This is a genomic window from Geobacter sp. (assembly GCF_030834625.1).
Taxonomy (GTDB): Bacteria; Desulfobacterota; Desulfuromonadia; order Geobacterales; family Geobacteraceae; genus Geobacter.
In genome coordinates, this window is the sequence record NZ_JAUQXO010000080.1 from 1 (window position 1) to 19,227 (window position 19,227).

Genomic DNA, 19,227 nt, shown 5'->3' on the forward strand with positions numbered 1-19,227 from the left:
TCCTTGAGCTTCATGGGTACTCCTTCTGTTATTGTTTGTCTCGCAAACCAATAATATCAGATGGTTACCCTTGAAGCTCGACTTTTATGCAACAAAATCAACTATATTCAGCTTGTCGCATGCACTTTTGCAAGAGGCTCAAGTTTTTCCGGATATGGCCGATATCCTCATTAGTGTCAGGAAAATCCTGATGGAGTATGCGGAAAGAGCCTAGCTGCAGGACAGGGGGGAGTCGAAAATGTTCAAGAACATGAATGTGGGAAAGAGGCTCGGGATCGGTTTCGGGTCGGTCCTCGCCATCTTCGCGGTGGCGGTACTGGTGACCATCTTTATGCTCAGGGGGGTCGAACGGGAGTCGCGGCAGGTGGCGGAGGAATCTCTCCCCTATCTGATGAGCGCCTACGAGCTGGACCTGGCCTTAACCGAGCTGACGGAGAACCTGACCGATGTGGCGGCTACCCATGACACCGGTGGTTTCAAAGAGGCCGAAAAGGCAATGGCATCCGCCAAGGGGGAGATCGCCAAATACCGCGAGATGTTCCGACGCGAGAACGACGCAACGGCCCTGAAGGATCTTGACGACCTGGAGCGGGGACTCGACCGCTTCTACGAAAGCGGCGTCCTGATGGCGAAGGTCTATATCGATAAGGGGATCACGGCGGGCAATCCCCTCATGAAGGAGTTCGACCGGGAGCACGGAGTGCTCATCGTGGCGGTGGAAAAGCTTCAGAAGGCCCAGGTCGACGAAGCCATGTCCAACAGCCGCGACAGTGTGGCCGCCGTCGGTCAGGTTACGGTGGTGCTCCTCGCCATGGCGGCTGTGGCCGTAGTCATCGGTATCTTGATTTCCTTCTTTATCACGAAGAGCATAACCGCGCCCCTTGCCCGGGCCATGGACGTGAGCAACCGCCTCGCCGAGGGTGACCTGTCGGTGGAGATTGAGGTGGACCGCCAGGACGAAACCGGCCGGCTCCTGACCTCCATGAAGAACATGGTGGAGAGCATGCGGGTTCTCGCCGGCGCCGCCGAGAAGGTGGCAGAGGGGGATCTGTCGGTCACGGTGCAAGTCCGCTCCGAACAGGACATCCTCGCCCGCAACCTTGCCCGGATGCTGACGACCCTCAACGATCTCCAGAAAGAGACCGATCTCCTCATCACGTCCGTGCAGGAGGGGAAGCTCGACCAGCGGGGGAACACCGCCGCGTTCAACGGGGGGTGGCGCCAGCTGCTTGGCGGGATCAACCGGCTGATCGAGGCGTTTGTCGCCCCGATCCACGTGACCGCGGTCTCCCTCGACCGCATCAGCCGGGGGGACATCCCCGAAAGAATCAGCGAGGAATACAAGGGGGACTTCAACGAGATCAAGAACAACCTGAACAGCCTCATCGATTCCATGAACTCCGTTACGAAGCTGGCCCAGGACATTGCCGGCGGCAACCTGATGGTTGAAGTTCGCGAGCGCTCGGCCCAGGACGAGCTGATGCGGGCCCTGTCCGCCATGGTGGCCAAGCTGCGCGAGGTGGTGTCCGACATTGTCTCCGCCGCCGAAAACGTTGGATCGGGGAGCCAGCAGCTCTCCTCCACCTCCGAGGAGATGAGCCAGGGGGCCACCGAACAGGCGGCCGCCGCCGAGGAGGCGTCCAGCAGCATGGAGGAGATGGCCTCCAACATCAGGCAGAATGCCGATAACGCCACCCAGACCGAGCGGATTGCCATGAAGTCGGCCGCCGACGCCATCGAGGGGGGTAAAGCGGTGGGCAACACGGTGCATGCCATGAAGGATATCGCCGGCAAGATCTCCATCATTGAGGAGATTGCCCGGCAGACGAACCTCCTGGCGCTCAACGCGGCCATCGAGGCGGCCCGGGCCGGGGAGCATGGCAAAGGGTTCGCGGTGGTGGCCTCCGAGGTGCGGAAATTGGCCGAGCGGAGCCAGCGGGCCGCCGGCGAGATCAGCGAACTATCCTCTTCAAGCGTTGAGGTGGCGGTGCGGGCCGGGGAACTCCTGGCAACCATTGTCCCCGACATTCAGCGGACGGCGGAGCTGGTGCAGGAGATCAGCGCCGCCTGCCGTGAGCAGGACACGGGAGCAGAGCAGATCAACAAGGCGATCCAGCAGTTGGATACGGTGATCCAGCAGAATGCTTCGGCCAGCGAAGAGATGTCGTCCACCTCGGAGGAGCTGGCCAGCCAGGCGGAGCAGCTCCAGGCCACCATCAGCTTCTTCCGGCTCGGCGACGAGGGGCGCAGGAAGCAGGCACCCAAACCCACTAAATCGACGAAGCGGATCCAGGTGGGGCACATGGCCGCCGGCAGCGCTCCTGTTCCTGCCAACGGCTATGGGGAGAAGTCCCGCTCCGCTGCCAACGGGTTTGCCTACGAAATGGGTGGCAGCGACCACATTGACGGAGAGTTCGAGAAGTTCTGATGCCACAATCTGTCTCCCCTCATCCGGCCTTCAACCATCCTCTCCCCGAGTAAAAGGGGCAGGTTGACGGGGGTGTGATGTCTTTGCTGCGGATTGGAATCAATGGCAGCCCCTCGTGCTGAGGCGGCTGCCTTTTTTATAATACAGTTTGCTTTTTTCGCTATATTTCAGTGAGATACGGCAATCTGGTCAAGAATGTCGAATGGTTGCGTAAGGTTGCATGAAAACGTATCGTTTGAATTATTATTAGCAAAATTCTATTAAAGTACGCTCCGAAAAGTCCGAATAGATAGGTAGGCGGGTAGGGAAATCCCTGACCTTGTACCGAAGAACCTGATGGCGATGTCGTATCTATTCTTCTTGAAGGAGGGCATGCAATGAAATTGGGAGATCTGAAAATTGGTGTTCGGCTGGGGGTGGGGTTCGGCGTAACGCTTCTGCTGCTGTGCGGGGTGGCTTTCCTGGGGATCAGGGGAATGGGGACCATCGACGAGTTGCTCGAACGGATCGTGACGGTCAACTACGCGAAGATCAAGCTCGCCAATGATGTTACGACGGATATCAACAACCTCATCGAAGAGATCGAGCTGATGATGGTAAAGGACCAGGCAGGCAGGCTCGAGGCGAAGCAGGACGTGGATAAGCACCGGGCCGAGTACCGTGAGGCCATGGAGAAGCTGGAAAAGCTGGAAAATACCGATAAAGGCAAGGAGCTGATTGCAGCCGCCAAGGGGGCCATCAGTGCGGCCCGCAAGGCCAACGACGAGGTGATGGAACTGAGCCTCGCGGGCAAGACCGCCGAGGCCATTTCGGAATTTAACCGGGAGGCGTATCCCCTGGACGTGAAGATCAAGGATGCATTCACCGCACTCATCCGCTACCAGGAGGAGCGGATGGCGATGCGCCACACCGAGGCTCAGGCGGCCTATGCCGATGCGCGCTTCTTTATGCTGGTGGTGTCGGGGGTGGCGATCGCCATCGGGATTGTAGTCGGCTTTTTCATCACCCGCGGAATTACCCGCCCCCTGGGCGAGGCGTTGGCCGTTTCCAATCGTCTTGCCGAGGGAGACCTGACCGTGGCCATCGAGGCCAAGAGCAAGGATGAGACCGGCACGCTTCTCCTGGCCATGCAGAACATGATTGAGAAGTTGAAAGGTGTGGTAGCCGACGTGAAGAGCGCCGCCGACAACGTTGCGTCGGGGAGCCAGGAGCTTTCGTCCAGCTCCGAGGAGATGAGCCAGGGTGCCACGGAGCAGGCAGCCGCGGCGGAAGAGGCATCGAGCAGCATGGAGCAGATGTCTTCCAATATCCGCCAGAACGCCGACAACGCCATCCAGACCGAGAAGATTGCCGTGAAGAGCGCCGACGACGCCAAGCAGGGTGGCAAAGCCGTTGCCGAAACGGTCCATGCCATGAAGGAGATTGCCGGCAAGATCTCCATCATCGAAGAGATTGCGCGGCAGACAAACCTCCTAGCCCTCAACGCAGCCATCGAGGCGGCCCGGGCCGGCGAGCACGGCAAGGGGTTTGCGGTGGTTGCGGCCGAAGTGCGGAAGCTTGCCGAGCGGAGCCAGCACGCCGCGGCCGAGATCAGCCAGCTGTCGTCCACCAGCGTGCAGGTGGCTGAGGCCGCCGGGGAGATGCTGACCCGCATGGTGCCCGACATCCAGCGGACCGCGGAGCTGGTGCAGGAGATCAGCGCGGCGTGCAAGGAGCAGGACACGGGCGCGGAGCAGATCAACAAGGCGATCCAGCAGCTGGACCAGGTGATCCAGCAGAACGCCAGTGCCAGCGAAGAGATGGCCTCCACAAGCGAAGAGCTGGCGAGCCAGGCGGAGCAGCTCCAGGGAACCATTGCCTTCTTCCGTACCGGCGAAGGGGCGGCTGCCCGAAAAGTGTCATCGATCAGCGGTCGCCGTCAGACGCCCCCCCGGAAGGCTCCCGCGGACCATGGGGAAAGCTCCTCCGTCAACGGGCATGCGAACGGCTATCACAAACCGGTCCGGGTCGCCGCAGGCGGAGTCATCCTCGACATGGAGGGGGGGCGCGACGGGCTCGACGGAGAGTTCGAGCGGTTCTGAACGGGTGGTTTGAAAGGGCTCGGGACGCCGCGGCTGAGCATGGCGTCCCGGGCCCTTTCAGGGGTTCAGGTGGGGGTGTCAGGTATTTCCTGAGTTCTCTAAAGAAAGTACATCCCCTGTCGATATGTATTACAGGTGATGGGCGTGTGGACAGTTCGTTTATGCCCGTGCCCCGGCCCGATTTCACGAGGAGGTTCACCATGAGCGTTGCTGCAATAACTGAGACACGGCAGTACCTGACCTTCAAGCTGGCGGACGAGATATTTGCCGTGGACGTGGCAAAGGTTCGCGAGATCCTTGAGTTCACCTCCATCACCAAGGTTCCCCAGACCCCCGGTTTCATGCGCGGGGTGATCAACCTGCGGGGAAGCGTGGTGCCGGTAATGGATATGCGCCTCAAGTTCGGCATGCCCGAGACGGAGAAAACCGTCAACACCTGCATCATTGTCGTTGAGGTTAACCATGAGGGGGAAACCATCATCATCGGCGCCCTGGCCGACTCAGTGCAGGAGGTCTTCGAGCTGGAGCCCGAGCAGATCGAGCCGGCCCCCCGCATCGGGACCAAGCTCAACACCGACTTCATTCTGGGGATGGGGAAGCACGACGGGCAGTTCATCATGATTCTCGATATCGACCGGACCTTCACCAGTGAGGAGATCGCCACCGCCGGGGTCGTGCCGGGCGAGGCGGCGTAAGGTCAGGGACCGGAGCGAACAGAATGCCGACTGCAGCCACTGACAGCCGCAACCTTCCGGCGGCCATGACCGAGCGGGAGTTCGCCCGCTTCGCCGAGTTCATCTATGACCAGTGCGGCATCAAGATGCCGCCGGCCAAAAAGACGATGCTGGAGGCGCGGCTCCAGAAGCGGCTCCGGACCCTGGGCATGGGGAGCTTCCAGGGCTACGCCGACTACCTCTTCAGTCGCGAGGGGGCCGGCCTCGAGCTGGTCCACCTCATCGATGTGGTCACCACCAACAAGACCGACTTCTTCCGGGAGCCGGCCCACTTCGACTATCTGGTGGCCAAGGCCCTGCCGGACCTGGCAGAATCCCGGGGAGTCGGATTCCGCAAGGGACTCTCCCTCTGGAGCGCCGGCTGCTCCAGCGGGGAGGAGCCCTACACCCTCGCCATGGTCCTGGCGGAATTCGCCGAGCAGAACCAGGGCTTTTCCTACAGCATCCTCGCAACCGACATCTGCACCACCGTCCTCGACAAGGCGAAGATGGCCATCTACGACGAGGAGCGGGTCGAGCCGGTTTCCCTTCCCCTCAAGCGAAAGTATCTCCTTCGGGGGAAGGACGGCCAGAAGGGTCTTGTCCGCATCGCACCGGAGCTGCGCAGCCGCATCAGGTTCCGCCGGCTCAATTTCATGGACGATGATTTCGGCCTGCGGGAGCCCATGGACATCATTTTCTGCCGCAATGTCATCATCTACTTCGACAAGAGGACCCAGGAGAAACTCCTCAACAAGTTCTGCCGGCAGCTGATTCCGGGGGGGTACCTCTTCATGGGGCACTCGGAAACCCTGTCGGGGCTTGACGTGCCCCTGGTCCAGGTGTCTTCGACCATCTACCGGAAACCGTCGTGAGAGACCTTCCGCCCGATCTCACCAGGGTTTATCTGAAGCCGGGCGAGCTGCACTTCGCCACGGGCCCCACGGTGGTGTCCACGGTCCTCGGCTCCTGCGTATCGGTCACCATGTTCGACCGCCTCAGCGGCGCCGCGGCCATCTGCCACGCGCTGCTCCCCGAGGGGCCCCGGACCGACGCCTTCCGCTATGTTGACACCTCCATTCTCCACATGCTCGAGACCTTTTCGGCCCACGGCGTACATCGGCGTCGTCTGGAGGTGAAGATCTTCGGCGGAGCCGACATGATCGGCGTCGGAGGGAGCCGAATGGGGGTGGGGAGGCGCAACGTGGAGATAGCCACCCAGGTGCTTGCCGCGTCGGGGCTCGACGTGAGCACCTGCGACGTGGGGGGAATCAGGGGACGGAAGCTCTTTTTCGTGACCCACACCGGCGATGTGTTCCTGAAGCGACTCCATCAGGGAGACGGAGTGAAACAGACGGGGTAACAAAACCCGTGGTACAGGGAAGACCATGAAGAAGATCAAGGTACTCATCGTTGACGACTCTGCCGTGGTGCGCCAGACCATGGCCGACATCCTCTCCTCGGACCCCCACATCGAGGTCATGTCCCCGGCGGCCGATCCCTTCATCGCCGCCGAGCGGATGCGGGAGCAGGTGCCCGATGTGATCACCCTTGACGTTGAGATGCCACGCATGGACGGCATCACCTTCCTCAAAAAGATCATGAGCCAGCACCCCATTCCGGTGGTCATGTGCTCGACCCTCACCGAGAGCGGTTCGGAAACGGCCCTCAAGGCCCTGGAATACGGGGCGGTGGAGATCATCCAGAAGCCGAAGCTCGGCACCAGGCAGTTCCTGGAGGAGTCCCGGGTGAGGATCTGCGACGCGGTGAAGGCGGCTAGCCAGGCCCGGATGCGCAAGATCACTCCGCGTACCGGAAAAGAGATTGCTCCCAAACTGTCGGCCGATGTCATTCTGGAGAAGCCCGGCTCCAAGGCCATGATCCAGACCACCGAGAAGGTGGTGGTCGTGGGGGCCTCCACTGGCGGCACCGAGGCCCTGCGGGTATTCCTGGAGGCGCTTCCGGCCGACGCGCCCCCCATCGTTATCGTCCAGCACATGCCCGAGGGGTTTACCCGGGCCTTTGCCCAGCGGCTCGACGGCATATGCCGCATCACGGTGAAGGAGGCGGCCGACAACGACACGGTCATGCGGGGGAGGGCCCTCATCGCCCCCGGCAACCGGCATACGCTCCTCAAGCGAAGCGGCGCCCGCTACTACGTGGAGATCAAGGACGGGCCCCTGGTTTCCCGCCACCGCCCCTCCGTGGATGTCCTGTTCCGCTCGGCGGCCCGCTATGCAGGCAAGAACGCCGTGGGGGTCATCATGACCGGCATGGGGGACGACGGCGCCAGCGGCATGAAGGAGATGAAGGATGCCGGCGCCGTTACCATCGCCCAGGACGAGGCCAGCTGCGTTGTTTTCGGCATGCCCAACGAGGCCATCAAGCGGGGGGGAGCCGACCGGGTGGTACCCCTGGACGCCATCGCCCGGGAAGTGCTGCGGCTGTGTTGAGGTAGAGTGAGGGCTTGCTTCCAGCCTTCCACCGGGGTATGCTGATTTGACGTTCGCAGCCCTTTCACCACTACGGAGTGTATCAATGCCAGAAGAAAAGTTTTTTCTTGGCCGTCAGCCGATCCTGGATCGCGAGCAGAAGCTCTATGGCTTCGAGCTCCTGTTCCGTTCGGCCGATACGCTCCATGCCAACGTGACCGATTATCTCCAGGCCAGCGCCAGCGTCATCTTTGACGCCCTCTCCAGCTTCGGCCTCCGGGAGATCCTCGGCAAGCACAAGGGGTTCATCAACGTTAACGCCGACGTCCTCATGAGCGAGGCCCTCGAACTCCTCCCCCCGGAAAAGGTCGTCATTGAGCTTCTGGAGCACGTTCCCATTACCGATACGGTCATAGCCCGCTGCCGCGACCTCAAGGAGAAGGGGTTCTCCATCGCCCTCGACGACCATGTCTACGAGCCGGTCTACGAGCCCCTCTACGAGATTGTCGACGTTATCAAGGTCGATCTCTTCCGGACCGGCATGGAGAATCTGCCCCGGGAGCTGGAGACGTTCAGGCGCTGGAAGCCGAAGCTGCTGGCCGAGAAGGTTGAGACCCACGAGCAGTACGAGATCTGCGAGTCCCTCGGGTTCACCTACTTCCAGGGATACTACTTCGCTCGCCCCGTGGTTCTGACCCGCACCCGCGTCGACGTGGGGCGCCTCGCCATCGTCAAGCTCTTCAACCAGCTCGTGGCCGAGGTGGAGATCGGCGAGCTGGAAAATACCTTCAAACAGAACCCGAACCTGATCCTCAACCTGCTGCGGCTGGTGAACTCCGTCTCCGTGGGGCTCAAAACCAGGATTACCAGCATGCGCCATGCGATCATGGTGCTCGGTTACCACCAGTTGCGCCGCTGGGCCATGATGGCGCTTTTCGCCAACAATGTGCAGGCGGTGGGCGACAACCCGCTCCTTGTCATGGCCGCCACCCGGGCCCGCCTCATGGAGCTCATCATCGCTGAGCAGCCCACCGCGCGCCTTGACCGTGATTACCCCGATCGCGCCTTCATGACCGGCATCCTCTCCCTTGCCGACGCGCTGCTCAAGATGCCCATCGAGGAGGTGGTCGCCCCCCTCAACCTGAACGAGGACGTCCGGCAGGCGCTGCTGACCCGGGAAGGGGAACTGGGCACCCTTCTCTCCCTTGTGGAAAAGATAGAGAAGGACGATTTCGACGACATCGCACCCCTCTTCGAGAGCTTCAGCCTCTCCATGGCGAATCTCGCCCCTGTCCAGCGGGAGGCCTGCAATTGGGTCAACGGCATGGACACCGCCGTCTGACCTCGCTCTTCCCCCGGCAATCTTGACTTTCCCTCCTGGTGGCTTCATACTGCCGGTTTGTTCATGGGGCAAATCCCCGTGACGGTACTCGCTTTTTCGGGAGATTTGCCATGAAGCCCCTGTTTCTCAATCCCCCCACCTATGAAGATTTCGACGGCGGCGCCGGCGCCCGCTACCAGGCCTCCCGGGAGGTGACCTCCTTCTGGTATCCCACCTGGCTCTGCTTCCCCGCCGGGATGATCGACGGATCCCGGGTGGTGGACGCCCCGGTGCAACGCTTCACCATTGACGACTGCCTCGTCATCGCCCGCGACTTCGACATGGTGGTGATGTACACCTCCACCCCGACCCTGGCCCTCGACATCGCCACCGCCCGCCGCATCAAGGAGCAGAAGCCGGCAACGGTGACGGTCCTCACGGGCCCCCACGTGTCGGTCCTCCCCGAGGAGACCCTGCACCAGGGGGAAGGGGTCATCGACATCGTCTGCCGCGGCGAGTTCGACTACACCACCAGGGAGCTCTGTGAAGGGAGGGCGTGGGAGCGGGTTGACGGGATAAGCTTCTGGAAGGACGGCAAAATCCACCACACCCCGGACCGTCCGCCGATCCAGGACCTGGACGCGCTCCCCTTCGTGGCCCCGGTCTACAAGCGAGACCTCCCCATTGCGGAATACGTCATCCCCCACTTCAAGAACCCCTACGTCTCCATCTACTCCAGCCGCGGCTGCCCCTCCAAGTGCATCTACTGCCTCTGGCCCCAGACCTTCTCGGGCCGTGCCATGCGGACCCGCTCCCCCCAGAACGTCTACGAAGAGGTGAAGTGGATCGTCGACAACATCCCCGAGATGCGGGAGCTCTCCTTCGATGACGACACCTTCACCGCCGACCGCACGCATGCCCGCGAGGTGGCCGCCAAGCTGAAGCCCCTGGGGATTTCCTGGACCATCAATGCCCGGGCCAACTGCGACTACGAAACCCTCAAGGTCATGCGCGAGGCGGGGCTTCGCCACGTGGTGGTGGGGTACGAGACCGGCAACGAGCAGATCCTCAAGAACATCAAGAAGGGGGTAACGAAGGAGCAGGCCGTCGAGTTCACCAGGAACTGCAAGAAACTGGGCCTCTCCGTCCATGGCGCCTTCATCATGGGGCTCCCCGGCGAGACCCGCGACACCATCCGCGAAACCATCGAATTCGCCAAGGCCCTGGACCTCAACTCCATCCAGGCCTCCCTGGCCTCGCCGTACCCCGGCACCGAGTTCTGGGACCTCTGCAAGGCGGAAGGGTGGATCGCCTCCGACGCCTACATCGACGACACCGGCCACCAGATGTGCGTCATCAATTACCCCCACCTTTCCAACAGGGAGATCTTCGACGCGGTGGAACTCTTCTACAACAAGTTCTACTTCCGCCCCAGGTACATCGGCCGCAGCATCATGAAGATGATCGTGGACGGGGAGGAGCGAAAGAAGCTCCTGAAGGAAGGGAAGCAGTACCTGGAATATATGCGTAAGCGTAAAGCCGCAGGAACATCCTGCTGACGGCGGTCATCCCATGAAAGAGCTCATCATCAACGCCGACGACTTCGGCCTCTCCGACGGCGTCAACAGGGCGGTCATCAAGGCGTGGCAGGAGGGGATTCTCACCTCTGCCTCCCTCATGGTGGGGGGAGACGCCTTCCACGAGGCGGTGCACATGGCCAAGGCCAATCCGGGGCTCCAACTGGGGCTCCATCTCACCCTCGTCCAGGGGCGGGCCGTGGGGGAGCATAGGGGCTTTCCCCGGATCTGCGACGCCAAGGGGCATTTCACCGACGATCCGGTCCATGCGGGGATACGCTACTACTTCATCCGGCCGTTCCACAAGCAGCTCCACCGGGAGATCGAGGCGCAGGTCGAGCGCTTCCTCCAGACCGGCATCCCCCTTTCCCACATCGACGGCCACCTGAACATTCACATGCACCCGGTGGTCTTCGACATTCTCTGCGAGCTCATGCCCAAATACGGCATCTCCACCTTCCGCCTCAGCCGCGAAGTCCTCCGTCCCAATCTAGCCATCGACCGCTCCCGGCTCTTCGGCAAGGCGTCCGACGCCTTCATCTTCTCGAAACTGGCGAAACGCTGCCGTCCAGCCCTGGACCGCCTCGGCATCGGCTATACCCGGGAGGTGAAGGGACTCCTCAGCTCGGGACGGATGACCGAAGCGTACCTCCTCAAGGCCCTTGAGACCCTGGATGAGGGGACCACCGAGATATACTTCCACCCCGGCTGCCTCCCCTGCGCCGAGATAACGCGGTGCATGCCCGACTACCGGCACGAGGAGGAACTGGCGGCCCTCACGAGCCCCCGGGTCAAGGGCCGCCTGAAGGAGCTCGGCATCGGGCTCAGGAATTACCGGGGAGAGGTCAAAACGTATGCTTAAAACGGTCATCATCATGCTCATGGCGGTTTCGGCGGGCACCATCGGCGACATCCTCCTTGCCAAGGGGATGAAGGAGATGGGGGATCTCTCCGCCATGAACCTGCGGGGCATCCTCAACGCGGCGGGCCAGGCCCTCACCTCGCCGAAGCTCATCTTCGGCACTATGATGCTGGCGATCTTCTTCTTCCTCTGGCTGGCGGTCCTCTCCTGGGAAGACCTCTCCGTGGCCCTCCCCATGCAGGCCCTCAACTATGTTCTCGTGGCGTTCCTCTCCCAGTGGTTCCTGGGCGAGACCGTCTCGCCCCTGCGCTGGACCGGCACCATCCTGGTCTGCGTCGGCGTCATGCTCATCACGAAGAGCGGAACCCAGTGAACGAAATGTGAAGAGCGTAAAAAAAGGGAGCCGATCGGCTCCCTTTTTTGTTTTATCAGTGGTGACGCCTACTTCTTCGACTGAATCTCCTTCACCGCTTTCTCGAACATCTCGGGGGAGAACCCTTTCAGCACCTTCGTGTCGTCAAGGACGATGACCGGAACCCCCTGGCTCTTGTACTTCTTGGTCAGCTCGTCCATGGCCTTGTCGTCGATCTCCACGTCCTTGTTGATGAAGGGGATGTTGTTTTTGGTGAAGTACTCCTTGGCGTCCTTGCAGTGGGGGCACCAGGCCACCGAGTAGAGGACGACCTTCGGGTAGGACTGCTGCTTGACCGCCTTTGCGTCGATTTTGCTCTGGCCTGCATCGGGAACACCCGCCGCCTGGCCGGGTGCTGCTGCGAGGGATGCTGCGAGGATGAGGGCCAGCATGGTTATTTTCTTCATGACTCGTTTCTCCTTTGCGGTACAATGGGCTCTGTCGTCCTTCCAGACTATACCGGAGGGGCGGGTCAAGTCAAATGTCCACGGGGAGCAGCACCATGAGCGCACGTATACGTATCCGGAGTGCCCTGGCCGGCGAGGGGCTGGGGGCGGTTATTACCGTAAAGGGATGGGTGAGGACCACGCGGGCAGGGAAAGGGGTCGCCTTCCTGGCCCTGAATGACGGCTCCTGTTTCGCGAACCTCCAGGTGGTGGCGGAGCCGGGGCTGGCAAATTTCGAGGAGATCTGCGCCATGGGCACCGGCGCCGCCGTGGCGGTTCGGGGGCGCCTCGTGGAGTCGCCGGCCAGCGGCCAGAAGTACGAACTCCACGCGGACGAGGTGGAGGTCATCGGCCCGGCCGACGAGAGCTATCCCCTGCAGAAAAAGCGTCACACCTTCGAGTACCTGCGGAGCATCGCTCACCTGCGCCCTCGCTCCAACACCTTCGGGGCCGTGTTCCGGGTCCGCTCCTCGGTGGCCCAGGCGGTGCACCGCTTCTTTGCCGAGCGGGGATTCCTCTATGTCCACACCCCCATCATCACCACCAGCGACTGCGAGGGGGCCGGGGAGATGTTCCGGGTCTCCACCCTCGACCCGGCCGCTCCACCCCTGTTGGAGGGGGAGGTGGACTTCGGCCGCGATTTCTTCGCCGCCCAGGCGGGGCTCACCGTGAGCGGCCAGCTAGAGGGGGAGCTTTTCGCCCAGGCATTTTCCGACATCTATACTTTCGGCCCCACCTTCCGAGCCGAGAATTCCAACACCCCCCGCCACGCCGCCGAGTTCTGGATGATCGAGCCGGAGATGGCCTTTGCCGACCTTATGGCGGACGCGGCCCTGGCCGAGGAGTTCTTCCGCTATCTCTGCCGCCATGTCCTGAACGCCTGCGCGGAGGACATGGTGTTTTTCAACGACCAGATCGACAAGGGGCTTATCGCTCGGGTGGAGCAGGTGGCCAACTCCCCCTTCGCCGTCATGGAGTACGGGGAGGCGATCGAGCGCCTGAAGCGGGCGACCGTGTCGTTCGAGTTTCCGGTGGAGTGGGGGCTCGACCTCCAGACCGAGCACGAACGCTACCTCACTGAGCAGGTGGTGGGGGGGCCGGTCTTCGTCATCAACTACCCGAAACAGATCAAGGCCTTCTACATGCGGGTGAACGACGACGACAAGACCGTGGCCGCCATGGATCTTCTCGTCCCCAAGGTGGGGGAAATCATTGGCGGGAGCCAGCGGGAGGAGCGGCTCCCGGTCCTCGAAGGGCGCATGGCCGAAGTGGGGGTCAACCCCGAGGGGCTATGGTGGTACCTGGATTCCCGCCGCTGGGGCTCCACCCCCCATGCCGGCTTCGGCCTCGGCTTCGAGCGGCTCATCATGTACCTCACCGGAATGGAAAATATCCGCGATGTGGTACCGTTCCCCCGTACACCGCGTCATGCGGAGTTCTAGTCATGTTCGTCTTTTCAGCCCGCTTCCACATCTTCCTGCCGGCCGATTCCCTCAAGGGTAAACGGGGGGTCGTGAAGAGCATCATCGCCCGGGCCCGGCAGAACTTCAACGTCGCCGCCGCCGAGGTGGACCTCCAGGATGTCCACGGCGAGGCGGTTATTGCCTTCGTCACTGTGGGTGAGAATCGCGCACGGGTCCGCCATCTCCTGGACCGGCTCGAAGAGTGGATCGCCGAGGAGCGGCCCGATGTGGAGATTGTCGCGTCCCTCATCGAGGAATGTTGAAACAAGACAAAAAAGACTATATTGCTCTTTTTCGGCTTGACCTTTGCCGGATACGTGATACCTTTATGTCCGTGCCCCGAGGCACCGGAAGATATTTCACGATCCCCAAGGAGGAACAGTCATGGCCTATGAAGCAAAGGATTACGCGAAACTGCTCGGCATGGAGGGATTCAGCGAGGCGCTCCTGAAAAACCATTTTACCCTGTACCAGGGTTACGTCACCAATACCAACAAGGTGCTCGACATCCTCGACGGGATGCTCAAGGCGGGGAACACTGCCGTTCCCGAGTACGCCGAGCTCAAGCGCCGCCTGGGGTGGGAGTTCAACGGCATGAGGCTCCACGAGTACTATTTCGAGAACCTGGGGGGCAAGGGTGGCATCGACCAGGGCGGGAAGCTGGCGGCCAAGCTCACCGCCGACTTCGGGAGCGTCGAGGCGTGGGAGAAGGACTTCCGGGCCACCGGCGCCATGCGCGGCATCGGCTGGGCCGTCCTCTACCAGGATTCGGCCAACGGCAAACTGATCAACTTCTGGATCAACGAGCATGACGTGGCCCATCCGGCCGGTTGCACGCCGATCCTGATCATGGACGTGTTCGAGCATGCCTTCATGCTCGACTACGGGCTCAAGCGGGCCGACTACATCGAGGCCTTCTTCAAGAACATCGACTGGAAGGCCGCAGAGGCGCGGCTGAAGTAAGCTGCATCAGGACGATGCAACCCGCAGGGGCAATTCACGGATTGCCCCTGTAGTTATTTCAGGGAGGAAAAGCCATGAAAGCACTCATCATCAGCGCCGACCAGTTCGAGGATTCCGAACTCCTCGTTCCCTATTACCGCCTTCTGGAGGAGGGGATTCCGGTGGACGTGGTATCCCTCCATCGCGGCGCAATCACGGGGAAGCACGGCTACGAGGTGGAGGCGAACAAGTCCCTTGCCGAGGTGAAGCCCGACGGATACGCCATTCTCGTGCTCCCGGGAGGAAAGGCGCCGGCAGTCATTCGGAAAGAACCCACTGCCCTGGATATCTGCCGTCACTTTTTTGCCCACAACAAACCGGTGGCCGCCATCTGCCACGGTCCCCAAGTTCTGATCAGCGCCGGACTTCTGACGGGGAGGCGGGCCACCTGCTACCAGTCCGTCGCCGACGAGATGCGAAAGGCCGGCGCCCTCTACGAGGATAGCGAAGTGGTGGTTGACGGCAACCTGATCACCTCCCGCCAGCCGTCGGACATCCCCGCCTTCATGCGGGAGATCATGAAAAAGCTCAAGGGGTAGGTCGATCGGCCGCCGTTGGAGCAGGAACTCAAAGCCGGCAGGGACTCGGTCCCGGCTAAACCTTGAACTGTTCCGCCTATTGTGCAATACCGCAACAAGCCAGGAATAGTGATTCCGCGGTTCACCCCTTTTTTTTGCGATCCCGGCGACGGTAGCTGATACCGAGTTTGTCCAGGCGCCAGCGCAGAGTAGTTGGATTCGTCCCCAGAAGTTCCGCTGCGCCTCCGGGGCCGTGAATCTTGCCCTTGGTAAATGTAAGAACCTCTCTGATATGTTTTGCAATAACCTCGTCCAGCTTCATTGGAAAGATAGGACTAGATTCGCGGTCTGCAACCGTGTTTGACCGTGCTTGTTCATTACGTTGAACAGACTCAAAGGTAAGCTGCCCACCGCGGTACCGGATCAATTCACGCTCAACCAGGTTCTCCAACTCCCTCACGTTGCCGGGCCAGTCGTATTCCATGAGCCGCAGCAGTGCTCCCGGTGCGATTGGCGGCGGGGTGCTCATCCCGAGTTCCCTGCTCTTTGCTGCCACGAAGTGCCGTGTGAGTGCGGGTACATCCTCCTTGCGCTGCCGAACCGGCGGAACGATGATGGGAAAACCGCTCAGTCGATACCAGAGGTCCTCACGGAAACTGCCTTCAGTTATCATGCTCTGGAGATTGCGGTGCGTTGCCGTGATCACTCGGATGTTGACGGGAACTGCCCGTTTCCCTCCTACTCGCTCCACCTCGCGGTTTTGCAGTACCCGCAGGAGCCGTACCTGAGCCGTCGGCGGGAGCTCGCCAATCTCATCCAGGAAAATAGTGCCGCCTTCAGCTCGCTCAAACCGTCCCCTGTTTTCGGCTACCGCGCCGGTAAACGCCCCTTTCTCATGACCGAACAGCTCGCTGTCGATCAGATTTTCCGGCAAGGCGCCGCAGTTCACCTTGATGAACGGGCCGTCCTTACGCGGCGAGGAGAAGTGGATCGCATTGGCGATCAACTCCTTGCCGGTTCCGGTCTCCCCGAGGAGGAGCACCGTGTTATTAAGCGGCGCCACCTGGTGAACCATCTCCATCACGTTGCGCAGCCCGGTGTTGCCGCCAATGATTTCGTCCGCTGTCCCACCGTACAACTCCCGGTTCAGGAAGCGCTTGTCATCCAACAGGATGGACTGGTATCGGAGCACTTCCTCATGGGCGAGGGCGTTGGCAAGGGCGATTGCGAACGGCTTTGCGATGCTGCCGAGGAGTTTAACCTGTTCGTCGCTGTACCTCACTTCTCCTCGCGAACGCAGCGCGAGCCCTCCGAGTAGTTCCCCCTTGATGCGCAAAGGAACGATCAGATCAGTGTTCCCTTCTATTTTTGTGAGCGGCGCGAGGGTGCGGAAAATCTCGTCTCCCGCATCTGCGACGAACGGCTCGGAGAAATTCCGGGCTGCAATCTTCTCAGCCATCCCTTCCGGCAGCGGGATAATTTCATTGGGAGGAACAGCGGTGTCATCAAAGGCATGCGCAATGCGCCGGACCGCTCCCAGGCGATCATCGATGATGAAGAGCGTCAACATGTCGATGGGAAAACGCTCCCGAAGGTATTCGAATGTACTGCGCAATGATTCTCTTATCTCCAGACTGCTGCAGATCCTGAGGGTTATCTCCCTGAGGAATTCGTCGTAATTGTCCATAGCCCCACCTCGTACCCTGCCTAACGACTTCCCTGACTCGCTACATATCCATAAAACACAAATTACAGCATGCTGTAATGTTGCCACTTTCTACAGTATTTCGCAATTCAAATTACAACATACAGTATATTTGTTGGGCCATGTTTTGCAAGTGCTTGATATTGAACGATTATGTGGTTGGCACGCTCGTCGCAATATAGAGGGAAAAGGTAGTGCAGCATCAAGGAGAATGTAATGGCTAACCTGCTCTACATCACCTGCAACGTCAAGCCTCAGGGAAAATCGCGGACTCTAATGCTCGGTTATGAGTTCCTGGAGGAATATCTTCGCTGTAACCCGCAGGATGAGGTGCAGGTGCTCGATCTGTACCGCGACAACATTCAGCGGGTCGACCAGGACGTGCTCAATGCCTTGGAAAGTGCAGAGCAAGACAAGGACTACATTCTACTCCTGTCAGAAGAGGAGAGACGCAAAATAAGCCGGGTCTGGCGTCTCGCCGACCAATTCAGCCGGTGCGAGAAGTACGTCTTCGTTACCCACAGCCGCAACCTCTGGTTCACTTCCGAATTCAAGACATACATGGATGCGATCTGTATTCCCGACCGTACCTACCGTCTGACGCCGCACGGAGCGGAGGGGATGTTACACCACCCGAGCAGGAAGTCCCTGCATCTGCATGCGGGGCAGATTTACAAGTTCGGGCAGGAGCAGGACCTGAGCGTTGCATACCTGCGGTCAGTGCTCAGCTTTCTCGGGGTGGCGAGTCAGGAAACCGTGCTCCTTGACGGTGACCACCCTGAGCAAGGCGCTCAGGAAAAATACGAAGCTGCTCGGCGCAGGTTATTGGCACTGGCCCGCCGTTTCTGAGGAGAAAAGAATGGCACTCGTGGTTGGATTCTTTGCCGCGATCTGGCTCCTGGCAGCGCTTCTCGCGATCGGAGCCCGGAAGAAATAGAAGATTGTGGTGTGAAACGATAAGAGCAGACGGATTAGTGGTCGCCGCAGACCGGCAGATAATTCAGAAGAGAATTCAAAGCAAGGAGTCAACGATGCAAGGCAAATTCAAGTCCATTTTAGTGGGTTCAGTGTTCATTTTAGGGGTTTCTCTATCTGCCTGCACTGGCGAGCAGGAGCACAAGAAGGGATCGAACAGCGAAGCCGTTCCGGTGACAGTTGGCAGAGTCCAACACGTTCAGGAGCGCGAAACGATATCGGTAAGCGGGACGATCTCCACACAGAACTCTCCGGCAAGCGTATCGTTTCTCGTTTCCGGCAAAGTCGTATTCGTGGGGCCGCGAGAAGGGGAATTCGTAAAGAAAGGTCAGGTCCTTGCCCGGATCGACCCCACTGATTTCAACCTTTCCATCAAAGGAGTCGCAGCTCAGGCGGCCAGCGCGCAAGCGGCCATGGATAAGGCACTACATTCCGCCAGGCCGGAGCTTCTGGAGCAGGCGCGCATCGGCTTCGAGCGTGCCGAGGACGAATATCGCCGAATGAAGATGTTGTACGACGCAAAGAGCCTGGCGCCGAACGACTTCCAGAAATACAAGGCCGCCTATGAACACGCAAAACAGGACTATGAACAGGCCAAGGCCGGAGGCCAGAAGGAAGACAAGTCCCTGGCGAAGGCAAGCTACAACCAGGCTGCTGCGAACCTCGACGTGGCCAAAAAAGCGCTCTCCGATGCGACCCTGTGTGCCCCTCTCAGCGGTTACATAGCAAAACGGTCCATAGAGCCTGGCGACACCGCCGCTCCGGGGCGTCCCGTATTCGAGATCGTGCAGATGGACCCGGTGGAGGTGAACGTCGGGGTGCCGGAAACGGATGTGCACCTCGTCAGGATCGGCCAGAAAGCAGACATCACCGTCCCGGCCCTGCCAGGAAAGACGTTTCAGGGGACGGTGCGCGTCATCAATGTTTCCGCCGACCCCAGCACCCGCACCTACATGACCAGGGTTATAGTGGCGAACCCCGAGCATATGCTGCGGGTTGGGATGGTAGCGGAAGCAACCATCCGCGGTGATCAAATGGTGTCCATGGCGACCCTCCCCGGGGATGCTGTGGTGCGTGACCCGCAGGGAGCAACGCAGGTGTACGTTTACTACCCCGACCAGAAGCGCGTGTACGCCAAGCGCGTGGCAATCGGTGCGGCAGTCAACAGGAACGTCGAGATAAAGAGCGGTCTTTCCGGTAATGAACTGATTGTTCTGGCAGGGCAGACAAAACTGAGAAATGGTCTGACCGTATCGGCAACAGAACAGCCGGTTCGGAAATAAACCGCACCA

At 60.5% G+C, this 19,227-nt stretch carries 18 protein-coding genes; 16 read left to right on the forward strand and 2 right to left on the reverse strand.

Going from position 1 to position 19,227, the window contains the following annotated elements; genetic code table 11:
* The first annotated feature begins 238 nt into the window (after window positions 1-238).
* From RCH91_RS19455 to RCH91_RS19500, 10 genes are all read left to right on the forward strand, one after another.
* Window positions 239-2,428 (forward strand): methyl-accepting chemotaxis protein, encoded by a 2,190-nt coding sequence (locus tag RCH91_RS19455; protein WP_306536785.1) that lies wholly within the window; start codon window positions 239-241, stop codon window positions 2,426-2,428.
* A gap of 377 nt (window positions 2,429-2,805) precedes the next feature.
* Complete coding sequence (locus tag RCH91_RS19460; RefSeq protein WP_306536787.1) at window positions 2,806-4,509, forward strand: methyl-accepting chemotaxis protein; 1,704 nt, start codon at window positions 2,806-2,808, stop codon at window positions 4,507-4,509.
* A 200-nt stretch (window positions 4,510-4,709) separates the two neighbouring features.
* Window positions 4,710-5,204 (forward strand): chemotaxis protein CheW, encoded by a 495-nt coding sequence (locus RCH91_RS19465; RefSeq protein WP_306536789.1) that lies wholly within the window; start codon window positions 4,710-4,712, stop codon window positions 5,202-5,204.
* 23 nt (window positions 5,205-5,227) lie between these two features.
* A complete protein-coding gene (locus RCH91_RS19470; RefSeq protein WP_306536791.1) occupies window positions 5,228-6,097 on the forward strand; it encodes a protein-glutamate O-methyltransferase CheR in 870 nt (289 codons plus the stop codon).
* On the forward strand, window positions 6,094-6,585 hold the full coding sequence (locus tag RCH91_RS19475) for a chemotaxis protein CheD (protein WP_306536793.1): 492 nt from the start codon (window positions 6,094-6,096) through the stop codon (window positions 6,583-6,585). The genes RCH91_RS19470 and RCH91_RS19475 overlap by 4 nt, the downstream gene beginning before the upstream one ends.
* Before the next feature lie 25 nt (window positions 6,586-6,610).
* On the forward strand, window positions 6,611-7,675 hold the full coding sequence (locus RCH91_RS19480; protein WP_306536795.1) for a chemotaxis response regulator protein-glutamate methylesterase: 1,065 nt from the start codon (window positions 6,611-6,613) through the stop codon (window positions 7,673-7,675).
* Window positions 7,676-7,760: 85 nt separating this feature from the next.
* Window positions 7,761-8,996: an EAL and HDOD domain-containing protein gene (locus RCH91_RS19485; RefSeq protein WP_306536797.1), complete on the forward strand. Its 1,236-nt coding sequence runs from the start codon at window positions 7,761-7,763 to the stop codon at window positions 8,994-8,996.
* A 110-nt stretch (window positions 8,997-9,106) separates the two neighbouring features.
* Complete coding sequence (hpnJ, locus tag RCH91_RS19490; RefSeq protein WP_306536798.1) at window positions 9,107-10,534, forward strand: hopanoid biosynthesis associated radical SAM protein HpnJ; 1,428 nt, start codon at window positions 9,107-9,109, stop codon at window positions 10,532-10,534.
* Window positions 10,535-10,547: 13 nt separating this feature from the next.
* A complete protein-coding gene (gene hpnK, locus RCH91_RS19495) occupies window positions 10,548-11,414 on the forward strand; it encodes a hopanoid biosynthesis-associated protein HpnK (protein ID WP_306536799.1) in 867 nt (288 codons plus the stop codon).
* A complete protein-coding gene (locus tag RCH91_RS19500; protein ID WP_306536801.1) occupies window positions 11,407-11,787 on the forward strand; it encodes an EamA family transporter in 381 nt (126 codons plus the stop codon). The genes hpnK and RCH91_RS19500 overlap by 8 nt, the downstream gene beginning before the upstream one ends.
* A 68-nt stretch (window positions 11,788-11,855) precedes the next feature.
* On the opposite strand, the gene RCH91_RS19505 is transcribed toward RCH91_RS19500, so the two are convergent.
* Window positions 11,856-12,233: a glutaredoxin domain-containing protein gene (locus RCH91_RS19505; RefSeq protein WP_306536803.1), complete on the reverse strand. Its 378-nt coding sequence runs from the start codon at window positions 12,231-12,233 to the stop codon at window positions 11,856-11,858.
* A 95-nt stretch (window positions 12,234-12,328) separates the two neighbouring features.
* On the opposite strand from RCH91_RS19505, the gene asnS reads away from it, so the two are divergent.
* The 4 genes from asnS to RCH91_RS19525 all read left to right on the forward strand — a co-directional run bounded on the left by asnS (window position 12,329) and on the right by RCH91_RS19525 (window position 15,276).
* Entirely contained in the window at window positions 12,329-13,714 is a 1,386-nt protein-coding gene (gene asnS, locus RCH91_RS19510; RefSeq protein WP_306536806.1) for an asparagine--tRNA ligase, read from the forward strand.
* Window positions 13,715-13,716: 2 nt separating this feature from the next.
* A complete protein-coding gene (locus RCH91_RS19515; RefSeq protein WP_306536809.1) occupies window positions 13,717-13,998 on the forward strand; it encodes a DUF503 domain-containing protein in 282 nt (93 codons plus the stop codon).
* A 121-nt stretch (window positions 13,999-14,119) separates the two neighbouring features.
* Window positions 14,120-14,698, forward strand: a complete 579-nt coding sequence (locus RCH91_RS19520; RefSeq protein WP_306536811.1) for a superoxide dismutase — start codon at window positions 14,120-14,122, stop codon at window positions 14,696-14,698.
* A 74-nt stretch (window positions 14,699-14,772) separates the two neighbouring features.
* Entirely contained in the window at window positions 14,773-15,276 is a 504-nt protein-coding gene (locus tag RCH91_RS19525; RefSeq protein ID WP_306536813.1) for a type 1 glutamine amidotransferase domain-containing protein, read from the forward strand.
* A 121-nt stretch (window positions 15,277-15,397) separates the two neighbouring features.
* On the opposite strand, the gene RCH91_RS19530 is transcribed toward RCH91_RS19525, so the two are convergent.
* A complete protein-coding gene (locus RCH91_RS19530; RefSeq protein WP_306536815.1) occupies window positions 15,398-16,942 on the reverse strand; it encodes a sigma 54-interacting transcriptional regulator in 1,545 nt (514 codons plus the stop codon).
* A gap of 234 nt (window positions 16,943-17,176) precedes the next feature.
* Between RCH91_RS19530 and RCH91_RS19535 the strand changes: the two genes are divergently transcribed.
* Window positions 17,177-17,809 (forward strand): NAD(P)H-dependent oxidoreductase, encoded by a 633-nt coding sequence (locus RCH91_RS19535; protein WP_306536817.1) that lies wholly within the window; start codon window positions 17,177-17,179, stop codon window positions 17,807-17,809.
* A 182-nt stretch (window positions 17,810-17,991) separates the two neighbouring features.
* Window positions 17,992-19,218, forward strand: coding sequence for an efflux RND transporter periplasmic adaptor subunit (locus RCH91_RS19540; RefSeq protein WP_306536819.1), 1,227 nt, complete (start codon window positions 17,992-17,994; stop codon window positions 19,216-19,218).
* Window positions 19,219-19,227: the final 9 nt, after the last annotated feature.